The 21,696-nt window shown below is 31.3% G+C and carries 27 protein-coding genes and 1 tRNA gene; 13 read left to right on the plus strand and 15 right to left on the minus strand.

Features of this window, described 5'->3' with window-relative positions; genetic code table 11:
* Positions 1–20: 20 nt before the first annotated feature.
* Entirely contained in the window at positions 21–578 is a 558-nt protein-coding gene (locus tag HA149_RS06615) for a photosystem I assembly protein Ycf4 (RefSeq protein WP_025906695.1), read from the minus strand.
* Between the two features lie 181 nt (positions 579–759).
* Between HA149_RS06615 and psbD the strand changes: the two genes are divergently transcribed.
* Together psbD and psbC are read left to right on the plus strand one after the other, a co-directional pair.
* A complete protein-coding gene (gene psbD / locus HA149_RS06620) occupies positions 760–1,836 on the plus strand; it encodes a photosystem II D2 protein (photosystem q(a) protein) (protein WP_002807316.1) in 1,077 nt (358 codons plus the stop codon).
* The gene (gene psbC, locus HA149_RS06625; protein ID WP_011818757.1) at positions 1,820–3,202 is read left to right on the plus strand and encodes a photosystem II reaction center protein CP43; all 1,383 of its coding nucleotides are present in this window, start codon (positions 1,820–1,822) and stop codon (positions 3,200–3,202) included. Before psbD ends, psbC begins: the two co-directional genes overlap by 17 nt.
* Before the next feature lie 59 nt (positions 3,203–3,261).
* Here the strand turns inward: psbC and HA149_RS06630 are convergent, their stop codons facing one another.
* Complete coding sequence (locus HA149_RS06630) at positions 3,262–3,873, minus strand: nucleoside triphosphate pyrophosphatase (RefSeq protein WP_209114185.1); 612 nt, start codon at positions 3,871–3,873, stop codon at positions 3,262–3,264.
* A 66-nt stretch (positions 3,874–3,939) separates the two neighbouring features.
* On the opposite strand from HA149_RS06630, the gene HA149_RS06635 reads away from it, so the two are divergent.
* Together HA149_RS06635 and HA149_RS06640 are read left to right on the plus strand one after the other, a co-directional pair.
* Positions 3,940–5,469 (plus strand): cobyric acid synthase, encoded by a 1,530-nt coding sequence (locus HA149_RS06635; RefSeq protein ID WP_209114187.1) that lies wholly within the window; start codon positions 3,940–3,942, stop codon positions 5,467–5,469.
* Positions 5,466–5,717 (plus strand): 2Fe-2S iron-sulfur cluster-binding protein, encoded by a 252-nt coding sequence (locus tag HA149_RS06640; RefSeq protein ID WP_209114189.1) that lies wholly within the window; start codon positions 5,466–5,468, stop codon positions 5,715–5,717. The genes HA149_RS06635 and HA149_RS06640 overlap by 4 nt, the downstream gene beginning before the upstream one ends.
* A gap of 554 nt (positions 5,718–6,271) precedes the next feature.
* On the opposite strand, the gene HA149_RS06645 is transcribed toward HA149_RS06640, so the two are convergent.
* From HA149_RS06645 to HA149_RS06655, 3 genes are all read right to left on the minus strand, one after another.
* Positions 6,272–6,466, minus strand: coding sequence for a hypothetical protein (locus HA149_RS06645; protein WP_209114191.1), 195 nt, complete (start codon positions 6,464–6,466; stop codon positions 6,272–6,274).
* Between the two features lie 263 nt (positions 6,467–6,729).
* Positions 6,730–7,299, minus strand: a complete 570-nt coding sequence (locus HA149_RS06650; protein ID WP_245154709.1) for a rhomboid family intramembrane serine protease — start codon at positions 7,297–7,299, stop codon at positions 6,730–6,732.
* A gap of 118 nt (positions 7,300–7,417) precedes the next feature.
* Complete coding sequence (locus HA149_RS06655) at positions 7,418–7,576, minus strand: hypothetical protein (protein WP_209114193.1); 159 nt, start codon at positions 7,574–7,576, stop codon at positions 7,418–7,420.
* Positions 7,577–7,917: 341 nt separating this feature from the next.
* Here HA149_RS06655 and HA149_RS06660 point away from each other — a divergent pair, with 341 nt between their 5' ends.
* From HA149_RS06660 to HA149_RS06680, 5 genes are all read left to right on the plus strand, one after another.
* Positions 7,918–8,103, plus strand: a complete 186-nt coding sequence (locus tag HA149_RS06660) for a hypothetical protein (RefSeq protein WP_209114195.1) — start codon at positions 7,918–7,920, stop codon at positions 8,101–8,103.
* A gap of 95 nt (positions 8,104–8,198) precedes the next feature.
* Positions 8,199–8,330 carry a hypothetical protein gene (locus HA149_RS09605; protein WP_280634153.1) on the plus strand — a complete coding sequence of 44 codons (132 nt, stop codon included), beginning with the start codon at positions 8,199–8,201 and terminating at the stop codon, positions 8,328–8,330.
* 609 nt (positions 8,331–8,939) lie between these two features.
* Positions 8,940–9,092, plus strand: a complete 153-nt coding sequence (locus tag HA149_RS06670; protein WP_209114197.1) for a hypothetical protein — start codon at positions 8,940–8,942, stop codon at positions 9,090–9,092.
* A 74-nt stretch (positions 9,093–9,166) separates the two neighbouring features.
* Positions 9,167–11,458, plus strand: coding sequence for a tetratricopeptide repeat protein (locus tag HA149_RS09660; protein WP_209114199.1), 2,292 nt, complete (start codon positions 9,167–9,169; stop codon positions 11,456–11,458).
* Positions 11,455–12,075, plus strand: a complete 621-nt coding sequence (locus HA149_RS06680) for a hypothetical protein (RefSeq protein WP_209114201.1) — start codon at positions 11,455–11,457, stop codon at positions 12,073–12,075. Before HA149_RS09660 ends, HA149_RS06680 begins: the two co-directional genes overlap by 4 nt.
* A 259-nt stretch (positions 12,076–12,334) precedes the next feature.
* On the opposite strand, the gene HA149_RS06685 is transcribed toward HA149_RS06680, so the two are convergent.
* Together HA149_RS06685 and HA149_RS06690 are read right to left on the minus strand one after the other, a co-directional pair.
* Positions 12,335–12,419, minus strand: a tRNA-Ser gene (locus HA149_RS06685).
* Between the two features lie 62 nt (positions 12,420–12,481).
* Complete coding sequence (locus tag HA149_RS06690) at positions 12,482–13,504, minus strand: extracellular solute-binding protein (protein WP_209114203.1); 1,023 nt, start codon at positions 13,502–13,504, stop codon at positions 12,482–12,484.
* Between the two features lie 102 nt (positions 13,505–13,606).
* Between HA149_RS06690 and HA149_RS06695 the strand changes: the two genes are divergently transcribed.
* The gene (locus tag HA149_RS06695) at positions 13,607–14,272 is read left to right on the plus strand and encodes a Fe2+-dependent dioxygenase (protein WP_209114205.1); all 666 of its coding nucleotides are present in this window, start codon (positions 13,607–13,609) and stop codon (positions 14,270–14,272) included.
* 86 nt (positions 14,273–14,358) lie between these two features.
* The gene (locus HA149_RS06700; protein WP_209114207.1) at positions 14,359–14,598 is read left to right on the plus strand and encodes a hypothetical protein; all 240 of its coding nucleotides are present in this window, start codon (positions 14,359–14,361) and stop codon (positions 14,596–14,598) included.
* Positions 14,599–14,686: 88 nt separating this feature from the next.
* On the opposite strand, the gene HA149_RS06705 is transcribed toward HA149_RS06700, so the two are convergent.
* From HA149_RS06705 to HA149_RS06725, 5 genes are all read right to left on the minus strand, one after another.
* Positions 14,687–16,012, minus strand: coding sequence for a carbohydrate porin (locus HA149_RS06705; RefSeq protein WP_209114209.1), 1,326 nt, complete (start codon positions 16,010–16,012; stop codon positions 14,687–14,689).
* Positions 16,013–16,138: 126 nt separating this feature from the next.
* A complete protein-coding gene (glyQ, locus tag HA149_RS06710) occupies positions 16,139–17,017 on the minus strand; it encodes a glycine--tRNA ligase subunit alpha (protein WP_209114212.1) in 879 nt (292 codons plus the stop codon).
* A gap of 156 nt (positions 17,018–17,173) precedes the next feature.
* Positions 17,174–17,560, minus strand: coding sequence for a DUF1824 family protein (locus tag HA149_RS06715; protein ID WP_209115337.1), 387 nt, complete (start codon positions 17,558–17,560; stop codon positions 17,174–17,176).
* Positions 17,561–17,582: 22 nt separating this feature from the next.
* The gene (locus tag HA149_RS06720) at positions 17,583–17,915 is read right to left on the minus strand and encodes a phenylpyruvate tautomerase MIF-related protein (protein WP_209114214.1); all 333 of its coding nucleotides are present in this window, start codon (positions 17,913–17,915) and stop codon (positions 17,583–17,585) included.
* Between the two features lie 2 nt (positions 17,916–17,917).
* Positions 17,918–18,088 (minus strand): hypothetical protein, encoded by a 171-nt coding sequence (locus HA149_RS06725; protein ID WP_209115409.1) that lies wholly within the window; start codon positions 18,086–18,088, stop codon positions 17,918–17,920.
* Between the two features lie 153 nt (positions 18,089–18,241).
* Here HA149_RS06725 and HA149_RS06730 point away from each other — a divergent pair, with 153 nt between their 5' ends.
* Positions 18,242–18,880 carry a methyltransferase domain-containing protein gene (locus HA149_RS06730; RefSeq protein ID WP_209114216.1) on the plus strand — a complete coding sequence of 213 codons (639 nt, stop codon included), beginning with the start codon at positions 18,242–18,244 and terminating at the stop codon, positions 18,878–18,880.
* A gap of 104 nt (positions 18,881–18,984) precedes the next feature.
* Positions 18,985–19,230 (plus strand): hypothetical protein, encoded by a 246-nt coding sequence (locus HA149_RS06735; RefSeq protein WP_002807817.1) that lies wholly within the window; start codon positions 18,985–18,987, stop codon positions 19,228–19,230.
* A gap of 6 nt (positions 19,231–19,236) precedes the next feature.
* Here the strand turns inward: HA149_RS06735 and HA149_RS06740 are convergent, their stop codons facing one another.
* The 3 genes from HA149_RS06740 to fldA form a co-directional block, all read right to left on the minus strand.
* Entirely contained in the window at positions 19,237–19,890 is a 654-nt protein-coding gene (locus HA149_RS06740; RefSeq protein WP_209114219.1) for a DUF3386 domain-containing protein, read from the minus strand.
* Positions 19,891–19,966: 76 nt separating this feature from the next.
* Positions 19,967–21,025, minus strand: coding sequence for a chlorophyll a/b binding light-harvesting protein (locus HA149_RS06745; protein WP_209114221.1), 1,059 nt, complete (start codon positions 21,023–21,025; stop codon positions 19,967–19,969).
* A gap of 143 nt (positions 21,026–21,168) precedes the next feature.
* A complete protein-coding gene (gene fldA / locus HA149_RS06750; protein WP_209114223.1) occupies positions 21,169–21,693 on the minus strand; it encodes a flavodoxin FldA in 525 nt (174 codons plus the stop codon).
* Positions 21,694–21,696 lie beyond the last annotated feature (3 nt).

Here is a 21,696-nt window from a genome sequence, read left to right on the forward strand (position 1 = left end):
TTTTAAAAAATATTTTTTTTTTATTTTAGGCCCTCCAAATTAACATCCAAAAATTTAGCCAGACGAGCTCCTTCTTCTTCAACTTGAAGCAGTGGTTTAAGTTCACCTGCCCCGCTTAAAGGTAGAGGTTTTTTTCTACCTTTTAGTACTAAAGCGATTCTTCTTCTAGGATTAAATCCCTCACTTATATCCAACTTAACAGATTTAATTTCATCAAAATTCAATTTAACTTCAATATCTTTGAATAATCCTTTTCTTTTTATTTCTACAGATTTTGATGATTTGTCAAAATAATTGCTTCCTGAACCAAAGTTTATGTAAACCAAATACCATAAGTAAAAATTTAATAAATTGGCTATTACTCCATACGCTCCCATTATTATTCCTTGAGGGATAAACAATAAAGTTGAAGGATTTCCTAAAGGTAATAAATCCCTTCCTGTGTAGCTAGATATAGAGGCCAAAAGAAAACCAATACCTCCTATTGTTAACATACCTCCAATAATATAATTTGAAATTTTTCTTGATCCACCAATTTTTTGTTCGATTTTATCGAAAGACGTGAGGTCTGAATTCATTTTTATCTTTTTTTAGAGCCTAGTTAAGATAATTTAACAAACTAAGGGAGTATTCTTACCTAATTTTTAATAAAAAAGTCAGGAAAGCTTTACAAGGCATTTCAGATATACAAATATTTCCCCACATTACTCTCAATCTTTGTTACAGTCACTGCGTATCCCGAAGCTAAAACGATTTCTCATGACGATCGCAGTTGGTAGCGCCCCGCAAAGAGGATGGTTTGATGTCCTCGATGATTGGTTGAAGCGTGACCGCTTTGTATTTATTGGTTGGTCCGGACTACTTCTACTTCCTTGTGCATATCTTGCTATAGGTGGTTGGTTTGTCGGAACAACATTTGTTACCTCTTGGTACACACACGGAGTTGCAAGCTCATACCTTGAAGGTTGTAACTTTTTAACAGCAGCTGTAAGCACCCCTGGTGATGCCATGGGACACAGTCTTCTATTTTTATGGGGTCCTGAAGCCCAAGGTAGTTTCGTAAGATGGCTACAACTTGGAGGCCTTTGGAACTTCGTCGCATTACATGGAGTATTTGGCCTTATTGGTTTTATGCTTCGTCAGTTTGAAATTGCTGGCCTTGTTGGAATTAGACCATACAACGCACTAGCTTTCTCAGCAGTAATTGCAGTATTTACAAGTATTTTCCTTATTTATCCTTTAGGACAGCATAGTTGGTTCTTCGCACCTTCATTCGGTGTTGCAGCAATCTTCCGTTACATCCTGTTCATTCAAGGTTTTCACAATATCACTTTAAATCCATTCCATATGATGGGAGTTGCTGGAATTCTAGGTGGTGCTCTACTTTGCGCTATTCATGGAGCTACAGTACAAAACACTTTGTATGAAGATACAAGTATCTACACAGATGGTAAGGTTCAAAGTTCAACATTTAGAGCTTTTGACCCAACTCAAGAAGAAGAAACTTATTCAATGATTACAGCTAATAGATTCTGGAGTCAAATCTTCGGTATTGCTTTCTCAAACAAGCGTTTCTTGCATTTCTTGATGCTATTTGTACCTGTTATGGGTATGTGGACATCTTCAATTGGTATTGTCGGCTTAGCACTAAACCTAAGAGCTTATGATTTCGTAAGCCAAGAAATCCGTGCAGCAGAAGATCCAGAATTTGAAACTTTCTATACAAAAAATATACTTTTGAACGAAGGTATGCGAGCATGGATGTCTTCTGTGGATCAACCACACGAAAACTTTGTATTCCCTGAGGAGGTTCTTCCACGTGGAAACGCCCTTTAATAATTTATTAAGAGCTCCAAACCAAAGTATTGAGGAAACTGGTTATGCCTGGTATGTAGGCAACGCTAGATTAATCAATTTATCTGGACGTTTACTAGGAGCTCACATTGCTCACTCTGGACTAATAGTCTTTTGGGCGGGAGCAATGATGCTCTTTGAGGTTAATCATTTTACTTTTGATAAACCAATGTGGGAGCAAGGTTTAATCTGTATGCCACACGTCGCAATGTTTGGTTACGGAATAGGCCCTGGTGGTGAAGTTACCGATATCATGCCTTTCTTTCAGGCAGGTGTGGTTCACTTGATAGCTTCTGCTGTTCTTGGTTTTGGTGGTATTTACCATTCATTAGCAGGTCCAGAAAAACTAGAAGAAGATTTCCCATTTTTCTCTACTGATTGGAGAGACAAAAATCAAATGACTAATATCCTTGGATATCATTTGATTGTTCTAGGTGTAGGTGCATTAGCATGGTCAGTCAACTGGTGTTTTATTGGCGGTGCATATGACACATGGGCACCTGGTGGTGGTGAAGTTAGACTTGTTAACCCAACTTTAGATCCAAGAGTTATTCTTGGTTATTTATTTAGATCTCCATGGGGAGGTGCTGGTTCAATAATCGGTGTTAACTCCATTGAAGATATTGTTGGTGGACATGTTTATGTGGGTATTACTGCAATTATTGGAGGAATATTCCATATCTTTACCAAACCTTTTGGATGGGCAAGAAGAGCATTCATCTGGAACGGTGAAGGACTATTAAGTTATGCTCTTGGTGGAATTTGTGTAGCAAGTTTTATTGCTTCAACATTCATTTGGTTTAACAACACTGCTTACCCTTCTGAATTTTATGGTCCAACAAATGCTGAAGCTTCACAGGCACAAAGCTTTACTTTCCTAGTGAGAGATCAAAGAATTGGAGCTAACGTAGGCTCAACAATGGGACCAACAGGTCTAGGTAAGTATCTCATGAGATCTCCTACTGGTGAAATTATATTTGGTGGTGAAACAATGAGATTTTGGGATTTCAGAGGTCCATGGTTAGAACCTTTAAGAGGGCCTAACGGATTGAGCCTTGAGAAAATTCAAAATGATATTCAGCCTTGGCAGGTAAGAAGAGCTGCTGAATATATGACTCATGCTCCTAACGCTTCTATCAACTCTGTTGGTGGAATTATTACGGAGCCTAATGCTGTTAACTTCGTTAACTTAAGACAATGGTTAGCCGCTGCACAATTCTTCTTAGGATGGTTTACATTCATCGGTCACCTTTGGCATGCTGGGCGTGCTAGAGCAGCCGCTGCTGGTTTCGAAAAAGGAATCGACAGAAAGAGTGAACCAGCTCTAGAAATGCCTGATTTAGACTAACCTCTATATCATCTAAAAAAACCCTATTTTAAGATAGGGTTTTTTTTTGCTCAATTTTATTATCTATATAAATTTTTTCTGAGCCATGGCAAACTTAAACCCATTACATTACTGAAGCAACCCTCTATTTTTTCTATATATTTACCGCCTATACCTTCCAAAGCAAATCCTCCAGCACAAAATAAAGGTTCATTTGTATCTACATAACTCTTGATTTCCCAATCTGCCAACTTAGAAAAATAAACTCTTGAACTTACTGTTTTTTTTATTATTTTAGTGCTTTTGAAATTTTTGGAAGTCGACTCAAAATTTCCAATTATTAAAGTATGGCCAGTATGTAAAAATCCAAATTCCCCTGACATTTTTTTCCATCTAAGAAATGCCTCTTTTTTATTAGATGGTTTTCCAAAAGCTTCTCCTTTAAATTCGAAAATTGAATCACACCCAAGTATTTCCAAAGGACCATAATTAAATTCTTCGGGCAATGATATTTTTTGGATATTTTCAGATAAACTATTTGCCTTTTGAAAAGATAGTTCCAAAGCTAAATTAAATATATTCTTTTCTTGAATAGTAGTTTCATCAAAGTTACTTGATATTTGAATAAATTCAATTTGACAATTTTCAAGTAATTTCTTTCTAGATTGTGAAGCAGAGGCTAGAATTAACACAAATTTTTTATCAAATTATAGTTCAATTCACTTATTAATAAATTTTATAATTAATATAAATTACCAATGGAGTTAGCAGAAAAATTACATGAAATAAAGAAACCAATAATGGTCCTAGGCACTTCCAGTGGAGCAGGTAAATCATTAACAGTTACTGCTATTTGCAGGATTCTTAAAAATATAGGAGAAGAACCAATCCCTTTTAAAGGTCAAAACATGAGTAACAATGCTTGGGTTGACTGTGAAGGTGGAGAGATGGCATATTCACAAGCACTTCAAGCGTTTGCTTGCGGTATTAATCCTTCTGCAGAGATGAATCCCATTTTATTAAAACCACAAGGTAATTCAATAAGTGAGGTGATTCACCTTGGCAAAAGTATAGGAATAACAACCGCCAAAAATTATTACAAAGATTGGTTTATTCCAGGTTGGGAAGTAATTAAAAAAAGTCTAAGTTCTATTTATAAAAAAAGCCCAAATTGCCGTTTAATTATCGAAGGAGCTGGAAGTCCGGTAGAAATGAATTTAATTCATAGAGATCTTACAAATTTAAGAGTTGCTAAGTATTTAAATGCAAATTGCATTTTGGTCACTGATATTGAAAGAGGAGGAGTATTTGCACAAATAATAGGAACTCTTGAATTATTGAAACCAGAAGAGAAAAAACTTATTAAGGGAATTATTATAAATAGATTTAGAGGAGACCTCTCATTATTTGAAGAAGGTAAAAAATGGATAGAAAGTAAAACTAAAATCCCTGTTATTGGAATTATTCCATGGTTGAATGATTCATTCCCCCCAGAAGATTCTTTAGATTTAATAGAAAAAAAATCACGTTTCTCAAATCCTGAGATCAAAGTTGGAATTATAAAATTGCCGTCTATAAGTAATTTTTCAGATTTTGATCCTTTAGAAAATGAAGAATCAATATTAATTGAATGGATTAGAGAATCGCAAAACTTGAATAATTCTGACTTTATTATTCTTCCTGGGAGTAAACAAACTATTAAAGATCAAATATTTCTTGAAAATTCAGGTTTATCTCAGGATATAAGAGAATATTCGAATAGCAATGGCAACATAGTTGGGATCTGTGGAGGTTTACAAATGTTAGGAACAACACTTGAAGATCCCTATTCTAAAGAAGGTCCCAAAATCTATTCTAAACAAAAAACCAAAGGTATTGGATTACTGCCATTAAAAACAACTTTCTTTGAGAAAAAATTAACCCGTCAAATCAGTACCGAATCTTTATGGCCATGCCAATCCAAAATTCGTGGTTTTGAAATTCACAATGGCCAGACGGAATTAGATCATACTCAAAACTCATTAAAGATTAACCCTATCTTCAAAGACTTAAATCTAGGTTGGTACAAAGAAAATAAAAAAGGTGGAACTATTGCAGGAACTTACATACATGGGATCTTTGAAAATGATATTTGGAGAGATCAATATATAAACTTGATAAGGAAGAGAAAAAAATTACCAGCATTAAAGAAAAGAACACGCTCTTATAAAGTTAAGCGAGAATCAATAATTGAAAATCTCGCAAATGAATTTAACAAGCATTTAAATCTCTCATCATTATTAAATTGAAGAACTCAAAAATTAAACTAATTTGGCCAAATAATATTGAAACATATGTTTGTGAAGGAGAAGATTGGTTCTCTAATGCAGAGAAAGCAGGTTTTGAAATTCCATCTGGCTGCCTAACCGGAAGTTGTGGAGCCTGTGAAATAGATGTTAATGGAGAGACCATAAGAGCATGCATAAGCAATATTGAAAGTAAAACAAGATCTCCATTAAAAATTTCTTTAACTACAGACCCTTTTTGGGAAGACTAAATTTTCTATTTAATTAACATAAGAAAATTTAATTAAAGTTCCTAATTTATTATTCCGTTTCTGACTTAGAACTATATGTATTAATAAAAAGAGATTGTGAAATTCAATCTCAAAATCAGTGGATAAATTCAAGAAATATTATCATGTAGCACTTATTTTTGAGTGCTTATGAGAATATTCACCAACACATCCACCAACACCAAAAACTTGCCGATATTGGGCAATATGGGAAAGTAAATAAAATTAGTGAGTTTGCATAAAAAAAAGACCCCTATTTCTAGAGGTCTTTCTTGGTTTTACTAAATCAAGTGTTTCCTTGTTTCCACTTTTTTCGTAAACCACTCCTACACACATATTTAAAATATGCGATATATTTCTTTTCCGTGGTAAGGACGAACGGAATGTTACTTAACTGTCACATGTTTAAGTTGTGTATTGAAGCATATTAGTAATTAAAAAACACCCTAATGTAGAGAGAAGGGTGTTTACTTATCAGAAATTAGTGTGTGAGGAGTTTCAGATTTATATAATTAAATGGCAAAAGTTATTAATTACTAATTCTTTTCCCAAAATAGATAAAGATTTGAAAACTGGTTTGTAGTATCAACTATTGCGGTACTTGTTGAGATTAACTTCCATCCTGCAGAATTACGTTTTTTCATAATTAATTCAATTTCTTTTTCTTGTCTTTGAGTATTTGCATTTCCTGCTGCGAAATAAATATCAAGACCATTCTCTACTTTTCCCATTTTTTAAGGCGATGCTTTATTCAGAATTAATATTACTCAATCTTTCATCGTTACCGGGACAGATTAGATAAGGTAAGTGAAAATGAAACTTATATGGTATTGCCTACTCCCCAAATTGCGATTGGATTACTGCTTATAAGTATTGGAATAGTAGTTACTTTTGATATCAAAATTGATTTATACAAAAGAAAAGAGTAAAAGAAAAAAGTTGGATATCTGGGAAAATAACTATATTAATTTGATTAACTAATAATTAACATTAATTAGATGAAGAATAAAAAACACCCTGCAATAAATCCACTTAAATGACCTAATAAACTTACCCCTGGTAAAAAAGAGAAAATCAAACCTATAAGACATATTGTCTTTGACATTTTTTGAACTTCATAATTGGATTTAAAACCTATTTCTTTACCTAAAAAATAACTCTTTCCATAAAAAGAAGTTAATAGTAAGAATCCAAATAAAGCATAAATTATTCCACTGAATCCTAAAGCAGCATAATTCTGATATACAGAAAAATTCGATAAGATCTTTTCGTAAACCCAAATAATAAAAAAATTCAAAAAAGAACAAATTAAAATAAATTTCAAATAAAAAAATCTGCTTTTAATTCCGAGTCTCATCAAAAAATATCTAGTAATGATTATTCCACCAAGATTACTTAATAAATGATTTAAATCTGCATGGATTAGTATTGATGTGAAAATCCTATGGGGTTGATCACTAATTAATTTTGGTACAAAGTAAAAATATTCTTTATCAAAAACTCTTATTAAATCTGTAAAAAAAAAACTGAGATTAAAATAAACCCAGTTACAAGAAACTGCCAATCATATTTAGATATTGAATTATTAAAAGGCATTGTATTTTTAAATTAAAAAATATCTTCTTAAATAGAAGAAAAGAACCTGATAAAGGTCTTTTTGAATATCTTAACTTATTTTGCCTTTAGTAAACTTTGCAATGAGAACTTGCTGGGTGATCTATGCATTCTTTTTCCCAATAATCTTGTCTTTGATCTTTAGGTAGTTGATAATTAAAATCATGCATTCTCCAAATATCTGAAGTTGCATTTCTAAAAGCAGTGAATGGAGTGGCTAGTCTCATAAAACCTCCTATATCTCTACTCCTTTATTATCCTCCTATTCAATTGAATTTAATAGAGTATTAATACCCGAGTATTAGTGCTTTGTAGTTATCGCGACTATATTTTCCTATCCAGTAGGAGTAAGAGTAATTCAGGATTCAAAAGCTCTTCATCGACTTTGTGTAAAGCGACGTGCATAAGACTCAAAGCGAGCAGACAAATACCCTCTTATTTTTTTTTTTCAATTTTATTAGTGCTTTTTGTTAAAGAATTAAACTTATAAAGTAAATGATAATATTTCTTATTCAAAAAATAATGATTAGAATCACTTTGATAATTTTAAAAAGTATATAGAGAAACTATGAGCACTAAATGGGATGACAAATCTTGGCAGAAAGATTTCTTAAACATGAAGTCACATTCTCCCTCAGATGCAAAACTCTTAATGGGAAGTGTAAAAGGATTAAGGGATGCATGGCGTCTAGGTGTTCTGCATGTGGAATATGAAAAACTGAAAAAAATACATGAGATTCAGCAACAACAATGACAGAAAAAATAAATTGGCAGAAAGAATTACTAGAAAGTTGAAAATTTAATAATAAATTTTCAAAAAATCTTCTAGAGCATGGAGCAAAAAACTTTATGCAAAGAATCTATCTTGGAAATATATATTCCAGATGGAGAAAAATAAGAGGTTTAGATAAAGATGAACCTTTGCAAAACACAGCTCAAATGCAATCGTCATTCGAAAAGTTTGAGAAGAAAATTAAATGAAGATGATACTCATTAAAACCGGAGAGGGTGTTCGTAGAGGTTTTTATAAAAGTCCAGTTGTGATCTTATTTGACTAGTTTAAAATCAAGAATTTTACATAAATCACAGAGAAATCACAGAGACATAATTTGAAAAAACTTTTTTAAATTTAATTTATTCCCAATTTGTTACCTTTTTTATTGGGATTTTTTTTATCCTTTTAAAGTGCCTTTTATATCTTTACCTACTTTTTTTAAACCAAATAAATTTTGTAAAACAATAAATAGGTAGAAAAAAAATTCCTAAATACAATACTTCTAACCATTGAGTATAAAGTACGGAAAGTATTTTTAGTAGTCTGCTCCTTTCAAAATAAATTTGAGGATCAATTCTTGTATTGATTAAAAAAGGGAAAAACCCAAGTACATTTTTAAAAAAAATACTCCAAAGATATAAGAACATAATATTAATTATCAAACGTATAATTTTGCTTTCTGAAAATTTCATTCGATGTATGCAATACCAAAAATCTAATATTAACTACAGAGACCATTTCAAACAAATTATTGTTTAAAAATTAATTTCAAATTAAGATAGATCTAAATAAATTTCAGTAATAATTAAGTCCCAATGAAAACCTTTTTAATATCTGGTCTAGTAGATGATTACAAGATAAAAACAAATATTTTTGCAATTTCTCCTAATCATGCAATTAAGGTTTTTCAACAAAAATATCCAAATGCAATTGATATCTATGTAATTCAGAATTTATTTAAGAAATAAATTTAATCAAATTTTTAAAATATAGACTTCTGATATAAAAGGATTAGAATCTCAAAAAGTTAATTTCCATATAAGTGAATAGAATTGAATTTATAAAATTTATTATTGATAAAAAAAAATTAGATGAAGAAGTTTTTAAAAAATCACTTGAAATTGATAATTATCCCATTGCAAGACAAATATTAAATAGGATTAATGGTAATGGGGATATTGAAATCATTCTCAAGTCTGGAAATATTGTTGAAATAATTTCTTCTAAACAAAATTTTATTGCAAATGAAGTTAACTTCATTAATGATTCATTTTTAAAATCTGAAATAGGTAAATTTTTAAATGACTTAGTTGATTTCAAAATTTCTCAAGGTACATTCTCAGAAAATAATTCAAAAAAAACAAAGCAAAATTTAAAGAGAGAAAATATCCAATCATCCTCTTCTTTAAAGAGTAATGATCCTGCTTATAAATTCATAAAAGCAAAAGAAAAAATACAAAAAGAAAATAAAAAAACTTTCAGGAATAATCAAACTTTAATTAATGAAAAAGCAACAAGTAACATATTAAAAAGTAAAAAAAAAGTCATAAGAAATAATTTTTCTAATAAATTTTCGAAACGCAAAATACTAAAATTTAACTTAATTCTATTGGGAATTATTTTCACAATCGGAATACCTTATATTTATACAAATTTTGAGAATATAAGAACTAAAGGGCAAATCAATGTAAATTCAAAATTAAATGTGCAAGATTATTTAAGATTGGCAGAAAAAAATGCTGGAGAAAAAAATTATAAAGGCGCTATTGATAATTATTCGAAAGTGATCAAAATCGAACCTGAAAATGCAAAAGTATATTATTTGCGCGCATTAATGAAATTTAATCTAAATATGTATGCAGAAGCATTAAAAGATCTAGAAATATATGCAAAATCAAATCCAACTGATGCTTATTTTTATGAGAAAAGAGGAATAACTAAATTTTTCTTAAAAGATTTTCAAGGTGCAATAGAAGATTATGACTTTGCGATAAAAATAAATTCAAATGATCCTTTGCTATATATTGGACGAGCAAAAGTCAAAGAAAATAATCAAAAATTTAAAAATGCAGTTGAGGACTATAGTATTGCTATAAGTATTGAACCCAACAATCCAGAATTCTATGCCGCAAGAGCAGCAGCAAAAATTTCTCTTAATAACTTTAAAGATTCATTAAAAGACTATAAAAAAGCAATAAAATTAAACCCAAGTAATTCTGAATATTGGAATCTTCGAGGTAACTTGTATTTCAAATTTGAGAAATTTAAAAGATCAATTAAAGATTTTTCAAAAGCAATAGAGTTGGAACCTATGAAATCTTTGTATTGGAGAAATCTTGCCAATGCAAAAAATTCTCTAAAAAAATATGATGAATCAATATCTCATTATAGTAAGGCAATTAGTTTAGATGTTAATAATTTAGAACTTTATAATTTAAGAGGATTAGTAAAGATGAGAAAGAAAAACTTTAATGGCGCCATAGAAGACTTTACAAAATCAATTAATTTAAAAAATGGTAATGATTCCAATAAAAAAATTATTGACAATGGATCGATGTATTACAACAGAGGAGTAGCAAGAGGAGAAGTCTACAATTATTCAGGCGCCCTTAATGATTTTACGAACGCAATTAAATTAAATCCCTATTTTCCAGATGCTTTTTATTCTAGAGGTTCTGCAAAATATAATTTACAAAAAGTATCAGATGCCTGTTTAGACTATGAAAAAGCATCTTTACTTGATTTTTCATTAAAGATTCCAAACTATTGCAATAAAATAAACTATAAGAACCCAAGATATGAATCACTTCAACAAGAATTATTCAGACAAGATTTAGAGAAAAAAATTGCTATCAAAACTTATAGAGATAAATGTTATTCAATGTATGAAAGGTCAAGTTATGCTAACGGACAAAAGAATTATTTAATCAATCCTAACGGATCAGTAAATCAAATTTTATGGACATCTTTTGGAAACCCTCCTGATACTTACAGAAAACCTATTTGCAAAATAAGTCCTAATATTATAGGAATATTGAATAAAACAGTTACTACTAGTTGTCCAAAAAAAAATAAATCAAATAGCAGGGTTTATCAAAAAGAGATATTTCTCACAGAAGAAAACTTAATTACTGAAAGACCAGAAGAACTCGGTTTATTTGGAATAAAATTAGGATCGGAGAAGAGAGAAAAATTTCTAGTCAAATATGAAAGATCAAGACCTTGTGATGGTAATTTTAAATGGTCTTCTGTAAATGATAAAACTATAGGGAAAAAAGTTAAAAATGAACTAAGAAGATGGTATGAATATGATTACAGTGAATATTTCCCATGAGAATAATTAAAAATTATTTACTTTTATTATTTCTTTTATTAAGCAATTTTTATCAACTTTCGGTTAAATCTAATAATTTAAAAGAGATCTTCAAACAAGAACAGATCGAAAATAATATTAAAAAGAGGGAACAAAAAATAATTAATGAAAAAGAGCAAGTCAAATGTAAAAATTTACTTGAACAATCGAACTACTATCAAGTTTTAAGACCATATGATAATTCAGGCAAAACTAATAGTGGATATAACTATGAATTCTCAAAAAACTACAGGGTCTATATAAATCCAAACAATAACAAAATTTTGCTAGTTGATATTATGGATAATTCTTCTAATTTGTGCAAAGATTTTGTTTTCACAAAATATAATGGTATAACTCTTGGTTTTTTAAACAAAAGAATTACGACGAAATGTTTTGTCGATAAAAACTCGGATGAAAAATATCAATATATCGTGGAAGTCAATAAAGAAATGATTTATGACTATTACAGTAGAAAAAGAAAGGAATTTTTGGTTAGATATCATAAAAAAGGCAATTGCATTGGGCAATGGTCAAATGTATATTCAACTTTAATAGGTATTGAACCTTATAAGTTTGGAATTTTTTCAGTTAGGTAAATAATTTCTTTTCAATGATGGTGAAAGATTAAATTATTTAAAAAATCCCCTAAGACATCACAGAGACTATTTCTTAAAAATCACAGAGACATCCCTGAGACCATTTATTAAAAAACACAGAGATATCACAGAGACATTTGTGGACTTTATGGTATATTTTTCAAGTCTTAATTTATATTATTACCTTAAACATCTACTTCATACCAGTCATTCTGGACTTTTTGACAATATCTGACGACAACTAATCTGTATTAATAAACGGAGAGGGTGGGATTCGAACCCACGAATAGTTTCCTATTAAACGATTTCGAGTCGTTCGCTTTCGACCACTCAGCCACCTCTCCGCCTTTTTATAAGTATGCACATAATAAACAGAAAATTATGAACTATATAATTATCTTAATTTTTAATTCCACCCTGCATCTCTCATCAATTTAATAGCTAAAGAATTTTTTTCTCCAAGGTCTTCTACCGTGACACTATCAGGTATAAACTCTCCAAAATTCTTTACTATTTCATTCTGATTAACTTCCTTCAAAGGATGTTCAAAAGTTGGAGCAGCTAAACCTTTACTTCCTTCTGGAGATGCTAAGAATTCGAGAAGCTTAATTGCTTCAGCTTTATTTGTTGCGTATTTAGCTACACCACCAGCACTAATATTTACATGGGCAGGATTAGGTGTAATGACTGTTGTTCTTTTCGAATATAAAGCATCTCTTCTTCCATTTATTCCAGCTAGCATTCTTGCGACATAGTAATGATTTACGATACCAATACCACATTTTCTTTTTGAAACTGCTCTTACAATAGATATATCTCCTGGGAAAAAAGGTTGGGAAACATTAGAAATCATTCCGCTTAACCAAGCTTTAGTTTCAGATTCACCTTTATTTACTATCTGATTAGCGACTAAAGATTGATTATATGGACTTTTTCTATTTCTTAAACATACTTTCCCTTGCAAAGAAGGGTCAGCCAAATCAGTGTAATCATTGATCTTGCTAACATCAACAACTTTTGGATTAGCGACCATTACTCTTACTCTTCTTGTTAATGCATACCATTCCTTATTTGGATCTTTTAATCCAACGGGTACATCATTTTCTAGATTAGAAGATTCTATTGGTTGAAGTAATCCAGCTTTGGCTGCATTGGTGATTCTTGCAGCATCTACTAGTAATATTAAATCAGCTTGAGAATTTTTTCCTTCTCTTTTTAACCTTTCGGTTAAGGAGATCCCAGCAGCTTCGATTAGTCGAACTTTTATACCAGTTTCTTCTGCAAATTTTTTATAAATAATTCTATCTGTGTTGTAATGTCTCCCTGAGTAAACTTTGACTTCTTTTTCTGTTGAATTAGCAGGTATATTAATGTTTAGCAAAAATGTACATGTTAATGCTGAGTAAAGTAGTTTTTTTAGATTTTGCACTTTTACAAAATAGTATCTATGGTTACTTTATATATATCTTCATAGCAAGGCCTTACAAAGAGAATTTCTATACATTAATTTGTATCATTTTTTATATCTATTATGAATTATTTAACTCATAAACTATTGAATTCTGAAGAATTAGAAATCCTCAGAAAAAATTTAGAAAAAGAATCACTAGTATGGGAAGATGGCAAGCTAACTGCTGGAAAGCATGCCGCAAAGGAAAAAAATAATTTACAACTTAGAAGAGATTCAGATTTATCAATAAAGTTTTCTGGATTAATTACAAAAAAAATCCTTAGTAATGAACTAATCAAGAGCTTTGCTTTACCTAAAAAAATTCATGGAACAATCTTCTCAAAATCCATTAGAGGGATGAAATATGGGAGTCATATTGATAATGCTTATATGTCGTCTGGAAGAGCAGATTTATCTTTTACAGTTTTTCTTAATTGCAAAAAAAAATATGAAGGCGGAGCTTTATCAATAGAGAGTTTAAACTCAGAAGAAAAATTTAAACTTGATGAAGGAGAGATAATAATTTATCCAAGTACATATTTACATTCAGTAGAAAAAGTTATTGATGGTGAGAGATTAGTATTTATTGGTTGGATTGAAAGCTATGTAAAAAGCATTGAAGAAAGAGAATATTTGTTTGATCTAGATGCTGCTGCAAGATCATTACTTGCTAAATATGGCAGATCAGAAGAAGTTGATCTAATTTATAAATCATATTCAAATTTCTTAAGAAGACTAGGTAATTGAATAAGCAATTTAACAAGCATCATTTTATACATCGAATAGAAAGATTAGCCCAAACTAATTATTATGTATTCAGAAAGATTACCTAAATGAATAAAAAAACTTCCATTGGATTATTCTTAGCAACAACTAGTGCAGTAGCTTTGGCTTCTACTGGAAGCTCAATCTTAAAAGCAGAAGAAAGTGATTTAGGAGGACTTAAAGAATGGAATACAGATATGTCTATAGAAGCTGATTTCATTCTTGATGAACAAGCTCAAAAATTAGCCGATGAAGCAGCAAAAGCAAGTATATGTGTTCCTATTGGAGAGGGAGAAAATTGTTGGTAAACTCTAAACCACTCTAGAATTCTATTTTGCAGATTTTTAAACGAAAAAAGGGGCAGTTAAGTGCCCCTTTTTATTTTAAGTTTAGAATTTAGAATTTAAACTTAGTAGTTACTGCTGCTCCAAAGATATCTTGATCAGTTGAACTTTGGATATCAGTTCCACCGAATACAGCAGGAATCACTGTTATTGAATCATTTGGTTTGAATGAATAACTTACTTCCCATAATAATGGACTTAGGCCTGCATCATCAGCAGCTGCACCATTAGCTGTTTCATCAACCTTTAATGGCTGACCAAAACCTATTCCGATGTAGTCAGAGTCTTGGAACATATCAGGCCAACCTAAACCAACAAAGTAACTACTTGCTTCTTTAACACTGTTACCTGTTTGCCCTTCCAGATTGATAATATCGTAACCAACAGATATTTCAGGCATCGCACTTCCTGATTCCTCTGGCCTCCAGTATGCTCTTGCAGCATAAGCTGTAGCATTAGAGTCTTCCTCAACAGCTACTGCAGCGTCAGTTGCGTAGTAACTAAATGATGACCAATCTTCATGTTGCTGAGATAATGAAAGAGAAACATGATATTGATCTTGTGTATATGCGAGCATTGTATCCCACTTATGCTCATCTTCATTGGTTAATAAACCAGATGAACTTTTTGCTCCTTTTGAAACTAAATTAGTACTAAAAGCGAATCCATTATCCCCAACATATTTAATACCACCTCCAGTAGCAGTACTTGCACCGAATGCACCACTAAGACTACCTAACTTGAAAGCCTTATGAAATCCTGGTCTATAAATTGAAACAGGTGCTGCGTACATATAGTAGTTTTCAATTTTTGGACCAATTGTTGCTGTCCATTTTTCACTACTACCAATTGGCGTTGTATACCAGATTTTATCAACTTTAAGATCGTCAACACCACCTGAATAAGTATCTGTGTGATAGAAAGCAGTCTTTTCGTAGAAAGATCCGCCAGTAACCTTACCATTACCAGTTCTTAAACGAACATAAAGATTGTCGTCACCAGTAAAACTTGTATTTAAGTTCATGGTGTAGGTATACATCGTCTGCAGATTCTCTGTTGCAGATGAATTTACCTTAGTTGCACCATCTATTGCTGTAGCAGCAAAAACAGCACTACCATCAAGTGTAGTTGTATCTGAAAAGCTGCCAGCTTCAAAACCATTTTGTTGAACCTCTAAACCGTCAACACGACCATCAAGATTTGCGATTTCGCCGCTAACTTCGTTCGTAAACGTTTTGCTATTGAATTTTTTTGAAGATTTGCTGCTACGAACGTAGTCATTCATTTCTTCAATATTAATGTCGGATGCTTGTGCAGCAATAGGAGTTAATAAACTAATAGAAGCACTTGCAACCAACATTTGTTGGAAGAGTTTCATTTTACCTCACACTAAAAATACCCATAGAAATGGGTAATTGAATTTTATCCAAGACAACCTTTTTGGGTAGGAATAATAGATTCAACTTCAAGTAACAATTGTTACATAACCTTTAATTTGAGATGATTATTTAAAAGTATTTTTTTTTAAGGGAAAATTCAAACCATTTCTTTCTTCCATCCATGAGGATGCAACTTCTCTTGCTAATTTTCGAATCTTTTCAATATATTGTGCACGATCAGTAACTGAAATTACGCCTCTAGCGTCAAGCAAATTAAAGGTATGACTACATTTCAGAACAAAATCAAGCGCAGGGTAAGTTAATTTCTTTTCTATTAAAGAAATTGCCTCGTCTTGATAAATATCAAATAATTTTCTGAGATTATTTGCATTGGATTCAGTAAAGTTATAAGAGCATTGACTTTTCTCAAATTGAAGCCAAATATCGCTATACTTCAAATTTTTGTTCCAATTTAAATCCCAAATACTTTCCTTATCCTGCAAAAACATAGCAATCCTTTCTAATCCATAAGTGATTTCAATTGGGATTGGATTACAATCTATTCCCCCGCATTGTTGAAAATAAGTAAATTGAGTAACTTCCATTCCGTCTAACCAAACTTCCCAACCTACACCCCATGCTCCGAGTGTTGGGGATTCCCAATTATCCTCCACAAATCTTATGTCATGATTTCTAGGATTAATTCCAAGAGATTCTAGAGATGTCAAATATTTTTCCTGTATTCCTTCCGGTGAAGGTTTAATTATTACTTGATATTGAAAGTAATGTTGCGCCCTATTTGGATTATCGCCAAAACGTCCATCAGTAGGTCTTCTGCATGGCTCTGGATATGCTACACTCCAAGGCTCTGGTCCAATAGCCCTTAAAAAAGTATGCGGATTCATTGTTCCAGCACCCTTTTCGGTATCATATGGCTGCATAATCAAACAACCTTCCTCTGACCAAAAATTATTTAAATTTTGAACTATATCCTGAAAAAACATTTAATTAAAATAGTGGAAGAATTTAGATCAATGCCATTAGACATAATAACAAAGCTTTAAAGTAAAAAATATTTTATAATCGAATTTCTCAAAAATATCATCCGATAAAAAGCTTTCATAAAAATAGATCCTTGATAAAAATAAATAAGAAATTAATTATGTAAAAAAATCTAATGTCAATGGTCCAAAAGTATTAGATTCTTTAGCACTTTCGTCATACTGACATGTTATTAAAATTCCTTCTCCAAGACCATTTTCAGATCTAACAAAAACATTACTAGTTTTTTGATTAGCTTTTAAAAAAACGCCGCCATAAGCATGAAGGGAATCTAGATTTCCAAATTGAATTGAGGAATATTTCATAGAAATTGATTTCAATGCTTCAATGGCTTTATTATCACTTGGTGCCATTATGCCTATTGTTATCCAATCTGCATTAAAAATATTTGCTTCTAGTTCCTCTAAAAGTTTTTTTTTCTGACTATTACTTAATTGAGGAGCAGTTCTAAGGTTATTTAAATCAACTAATTTATTTATATCCATTAGCTTTATATCTAAAAAATTCTTACCCAAAAGTTCTTCCATTCCAAGCCCACAATGAAGCTGGCACATCCTCAAACGAAATATAAATCCTATCTATTGGTATCCCCATTTTCTCACATACAAAATCAGATATTGGCTTTGCCATTTCTGAAGGATTTAGAGAACCTATTGATTTGATCTCTAAAAAGCAAGAAGGCGTCTCATCATCAAAATACATTTGGCAATTCTCATCTATTTTGGCCATAACAAATCTCTTTGATTTATTAGTTAAAGATGAAACAAGAGTTGATATTTCTTCAAGTAATTTTCCTTTATCATTTACTTTTGCTGAAGTCGAAACATTAATATAAGGCATCTCTATGCAGCAAGATAATCTTTCTTAGAATCATTTCCTAGATAAAAAGTTTTATTTTTTAAATTTCTTTTTGATGAGAGATATGCCATATCGTATGAACTTATTCCGTTTTTATATGGATTGAAAAGAACATTTTTAGACCTGTTTTTTTTGCCCCTTTTGAACTCAATCATCATTATTAAATCATTAATTAATAATTTAACTTTTTTTTAGTGAATGTCTAGTTATTTTGAGAATTTTTAATTTATTAAATGAAAATAAATGCCTAATACACAATTAGAATTTCTTTTTACTAGATTTGCTATGTAGATTCTAAATTTGTAGTTTTGGAAGTTTTAAATAATTATCAAAGGAAAAAACTTGATGAGAGTAATGATGAAGAATTTTATTCTGATCCAAAATTTGTTTATCATCTAGATGCAAACTTCAGGCAAAATCTATCAAAGTTGTATGAAAGAGAAATTGATAATTATTCAACCGTACTTGATTTAATGTCCAGTTGGGATAGTTATTTACCTAAAGGGAAACAATATAAAAAAGTAATTGGACATGGTTTAAACAAACAAGAACTTGAAAAAAACAAAATTTTTGAATCTTACTGGATACAAAATTTTAATTTAAGCCAACAAATACCGCTAGACAAAGAAAGTATTGATTATTGCTTGATGGTGGCCGCATGGCAATATTTACAATATCCAGAGAATCTAACCAAAGAAATTGCAAGAATATTGAGCAGAAAGGGTAAGATTATTATTGCTTTTTCAAACAGAGCATTTTGGCATAAAGCACCTAATATCTGGACTTCATCTACTGAAGAAGAGAGGGTGAAATATGTAAGAAAAGTATTAATCTCAAACGGATTTAATGAGCCAAAAATTATCAAAAAGTTTACTGAAACAGCACTTAATATCTTTAATTTTTTTAATAAAGACCCTTTTTATTGTTTAATCGCGACCAAAGAGTAATTTTTTAATTGCATTAAACAACAACTCTATGAAAAAGCTATCAAATATTTTTCGTAGCCGTACTTTTAAATTTTAACTAATATTGGGTAGATAAAATTAATCATATGGGTTCTAAAAGAGAAAAATATCCTGAAAAATGTCCATGGGATCTGGGACCTAATCAGCATTTAGCCAAAGAAGAGAACTGGACTTTAAGATTAGGAGAAGCAAATGTATGCTTTAGCAAAAATAAATTAGATAATAATTATTTTCATGTAATTAGTAATGAAAATGAAGAGCAAATTCTAGCTTTTAGAGCAAGACTCCTATATCAAAAATTACTTGATAAAGGATTTAGACTGGTTGAATAAAAAAAATTAATTTAATAAGCATAGATCCTCAAAAACGAATTTTTGTGTTTCCTCTTCTTCATTTTGATTTAAGTATTTTATTGTCCTCGAATTTAATATCCAATAATCGTCTTTACCCATATTTAGAAATTCATCCTCGTATTCCAATTTTTGCGAATTTGTCTCAAGTGTATCTGGATCAATTTGTTGACTACTGTATTTTTTACTAAGGGAACCAATTCCTGTATCTAAAAATTCTTCAACAAAAATCTCTATTATAGTTCCATGAATTTTTCTGTAGACCATATTAATACGGTTATTTTTAACTCTATATTTATCACCCTGATTCTTACCTGAAACACTCATTTCAATCCCACTTTCAGAATTTTTAAGTAACTTAAAATTATTTTCTGAATGCACTGCTTCAAATTCTCTCTTTACCCTATGTATACACACTTCAAATAACTGAGAGGCAATACTTTTAACAACTTTTTCATCTTCTATTTTTTGAATATTTGGTTTAAAGTCTTTACCTAATACGAAGTCACCTTTGTGAATATTATTATTAGTTAAGAAAATACATTTACCTTGGTAACCATGAAAATCATTCTTCCAGGTGTAACGATTTTCATAAGCCCTTTTGAAAATCTCCTTACAATTAATTTCTTGTAGATTATCCATTAATTTTTTGAATAAGTGAAATAATTCTACAAAAAAAAACCTCCCTATTCGGGGAGAGGTTTTTTATTAGATCAAACTAGTTTTGAGTAATTTTTGTATTTTCAATATTATCAAAAGCTTGACCAATTTTCTTAAAGTCAAATCCCATTGCTCTTAGTGCGTGCCAAAGATGACCTTGTAAGAAAAAGAAACCCAAATAAAAATGAGTATTTGCGAGCCAAGCTCTTGAGCTATATGTTCCTGAACCTAAATCTACTGTGTCAGTAAAATAAGGGGCAAATTCAAATTGAAGCTTTAAGGGTTCTCCATATAGATCAACTGGATATATAGTTGTATTTGAAGCACACCAAAAAGCAGCAACGAAAGCCATATAAGAAACACCAACAACTGAGTATGACAAAATTGCCTCAGCGCCGAGTAATCCTTTTCCTTTAAATTCTGTATATTCTCCAAATTGTTTAGTACAAATATGGAAAACACCTCCAATTATTTCTAGGAAAGCTAGGAAAGCATGTCCCCCCATAACGTCTTCCAGACTATCTATTTTTAAAAAATCAAATTGATGATTCCAGATAGCAGCAATATCCAAATTGTAAATAACTTGTCTTGTAGTTCCTATTGCTGGGTCGTAAATTCCATGAATACGAGCCCATTCAACGAACATGATTGCTCCAAGCCCAAGAAAGATTAGATGATGACCAAGAATAAAAGTTAATTTATCTGGGTCATCCCATTCAAAATCAAATTTTTGTGGCTTACTATTTTCTGGGTAGTCTCCAAGATTACCTGCAAATTTGTTGGAATGTAATAATCCCCCAGCACCCAATACTGCTGAAAAGATTAGATGTAATGTGCAAATTACAACAATTCCATATGGTTCTGTAATAACACCATTTTCAACGCCACCAATTCCAATACCTGCTAGATGAGGCAAAACAATTGCTTTCTGTGCACCCATTGGAATACTGGCGTCGTAACGAGCCAATTCAAATAATCCAAAAGCTCCTGCCCAGAACATCATTAGGCCTGCATGGGCAGCATGAGCAGCTATGAATTTACCTGAACGGCCAACAACACCAGAATTCCCTGCGTACCAGTCATAGGTGACATCAGATTTTCCGTAAGTTTGTAACACTTGATTTAAGTAAACAGCAAATTGAGCATATTGCTTATCAGTATTGTTTTTACATGTTCTTTACAGATTTAATTACTTATGTAAAAAAAACATATTGTGAAAGAACAAATGTTACAAACTAGGGAAGTAATTTCTGAGAAAGCTTACGCCAATGATGGCATTTCACCCTTAAGCTGAGAAGCCCATGTTTCAAGACGCGAATCGGTCAAATCAGATTCACTATCCTCATCAAGAGGTAACCCACAAAAGCTTTCTCCTATAACACTTTTAGACTCATCAAATGTATAAGAAGATTTATCTACATAACCGACCATTTCGGCGCCTGCTTTTGTGAAGTAGCTATGAAGTTCTTCCATTGCATCACAATAGTTTTCTGTATATGTAGAAGAATCTCCTAAACCAAAAATTGCAACTTTTTTTCCTGATAAACTTAGTTCACCAATATCCTCTAAGATTGCATCCCATGCAGTTCCCGATCTCTCTTCATCGGCACCAGTATTCCAAGTAGGTATCCCGCAGATAATTCCATCAAGACCTTCAAATTCTGAAAGATCATCCACATCAGATACATCTTTAGGTGCTTCTGCTGAAGAGATAAAGTTGTGAAGACGATCAGCTACGTCTTCAGTTTTTCCAGTTGTAGTTGCGTAATAAATTCCTACAGTCATAAC

The sequence above is a fragment of the Prochlorococcus marinus XMU1406 genome (assembly GCF_017696055.1).
Taxonomy (GTDB): Bacteria; Cyanobacteriota; Cyanobacteriia; order PCC-6307; family Cyanobiaceae; genus Prochlorococcus_A; species Prochlorococcus_A marinus_W.

Coding starts and splice junctions, on each gene's coding strand:
- HA149_RS09605 (WP_280634153.1), top strand. CDS start 8,199: ATGCAAAGAATCTATCTTGGAAATATATATTCCAGATGGAGAAAAATA.
- psbD (WP_002807316.1), top strand. CDS start 760: ATGACGATCGCAGTTGGTAGCGCCCCGCAAAGAGGATGGTTTGATGTC.
- HA149_RS06705 (WP_209114209.1), bottom strand. CDS start 16,012: ATGAAACTCTTCCAACAAATGTTGGTTGCAAGTGCTTCTATTAGTTTA.
- HA149_RS06700 (WP_209114207.1), top strand. CDS start 14,359: ATGAATAAAAAAACTTCCATTGGATTATTCTTAGCAACAACTAGTGCA.
- HA149_RS06715 (WP_209115337.1), bottom strand. CDS start 17,560: ATGGATATAAATAAATTAGTTGATTTAAATAACCTTAGAACTGCTCCT.
- HA149_RS06735 (WP_002807817.1), top strand. CDS start 18,985: ATGGGTTCTAAAAGAGAAAAATATCCTGAAAAATGTCCATGGGATCTG.
- glyQ (WP_209114212.1), bottom strand. CDS start 17,017: ATGTTTTTTCAGGATATAGTTCAAAATTTAAATAATTTTTGGTCAGAG.
- HA149_RS06720 (WP_209114214.1), bottom strand. CDS start 17,915: ATGCCTTATATTAATGTTTCGACTTCAGCAAAAGTAAATGATAAAGGA.
- HA149_RS06635 (WP_209114187.1), top strand. CDS start 3,940: ATGGAGTTAGCAGAAAAATTACATGAAATAAAGAAACCAATAATGGTC.
- HA149_RS06615 (WP_025906695.1), bottom strand. CDS start 578: ATGAATTCAGACCTCACGTCTTTCGATAAAATCGAACAAAAAATTGGT.
- HA149_RS06655 (WP_209114193.1), bottom strand. CDS start 7,576: ATGAGACTAGCCACTCCATTCACTGCTTTTAGAAATGCAACTTCAGAT.
- HA149_RS06725 (WP_209115409.1), bottom strand. CDS start 18,088: ATGATTGAGTTCAAAAGGGGCAAAAAAAACAGGTCTAAAAATGTTCTT.
- HA149_RS06645 (WP_209114191.1), bottom strand. CDS start 6,466: ATGGGAAAAGTAGAGAATGGTCTTGATATTTATTTCGCAGCAGGAAAT.
- HA149_RS06740 (WP_209114219.1), bottom strand. CDS start 19,890: ATGGATAATCTACAAGAAATTAATTGTAAGGAGATTTTCAAAAGGGCT.
- HA149_RS06680 (WP_209114201.1), top strand. CDS start 11,455: ATGAGAATAATTAAAAATTATTTACTTTTATTATTTCTTTTATTAAGC.
- fldA (WP_209114223.1), bottom strand. CDS start 21,693: ATGACTGTAGGAATTTATTACGCAACTACAACTGGAAAAACTGAAGAC.
- HA149_RS06670 (WP_209114197.1), top strand. CDS start 8,940: ATGAAAACCTTTTTAATATCTGGTCTAGTAGATGATTACAAGATAAAA.
- HA149_RS06660 (WP_209114195.1), top strand. CDS start 7,918: ATGAGCACTAAATGGGATGACAAATCTTGGCAGAAAGATTTCTTAAAC.
- HA149_RS06695 (WP_209114205.1), top strand. CDS start 13,607: ATGAATTATTTAACTCATAAACTATTGAATTCTGAAGAATTAGAAATC.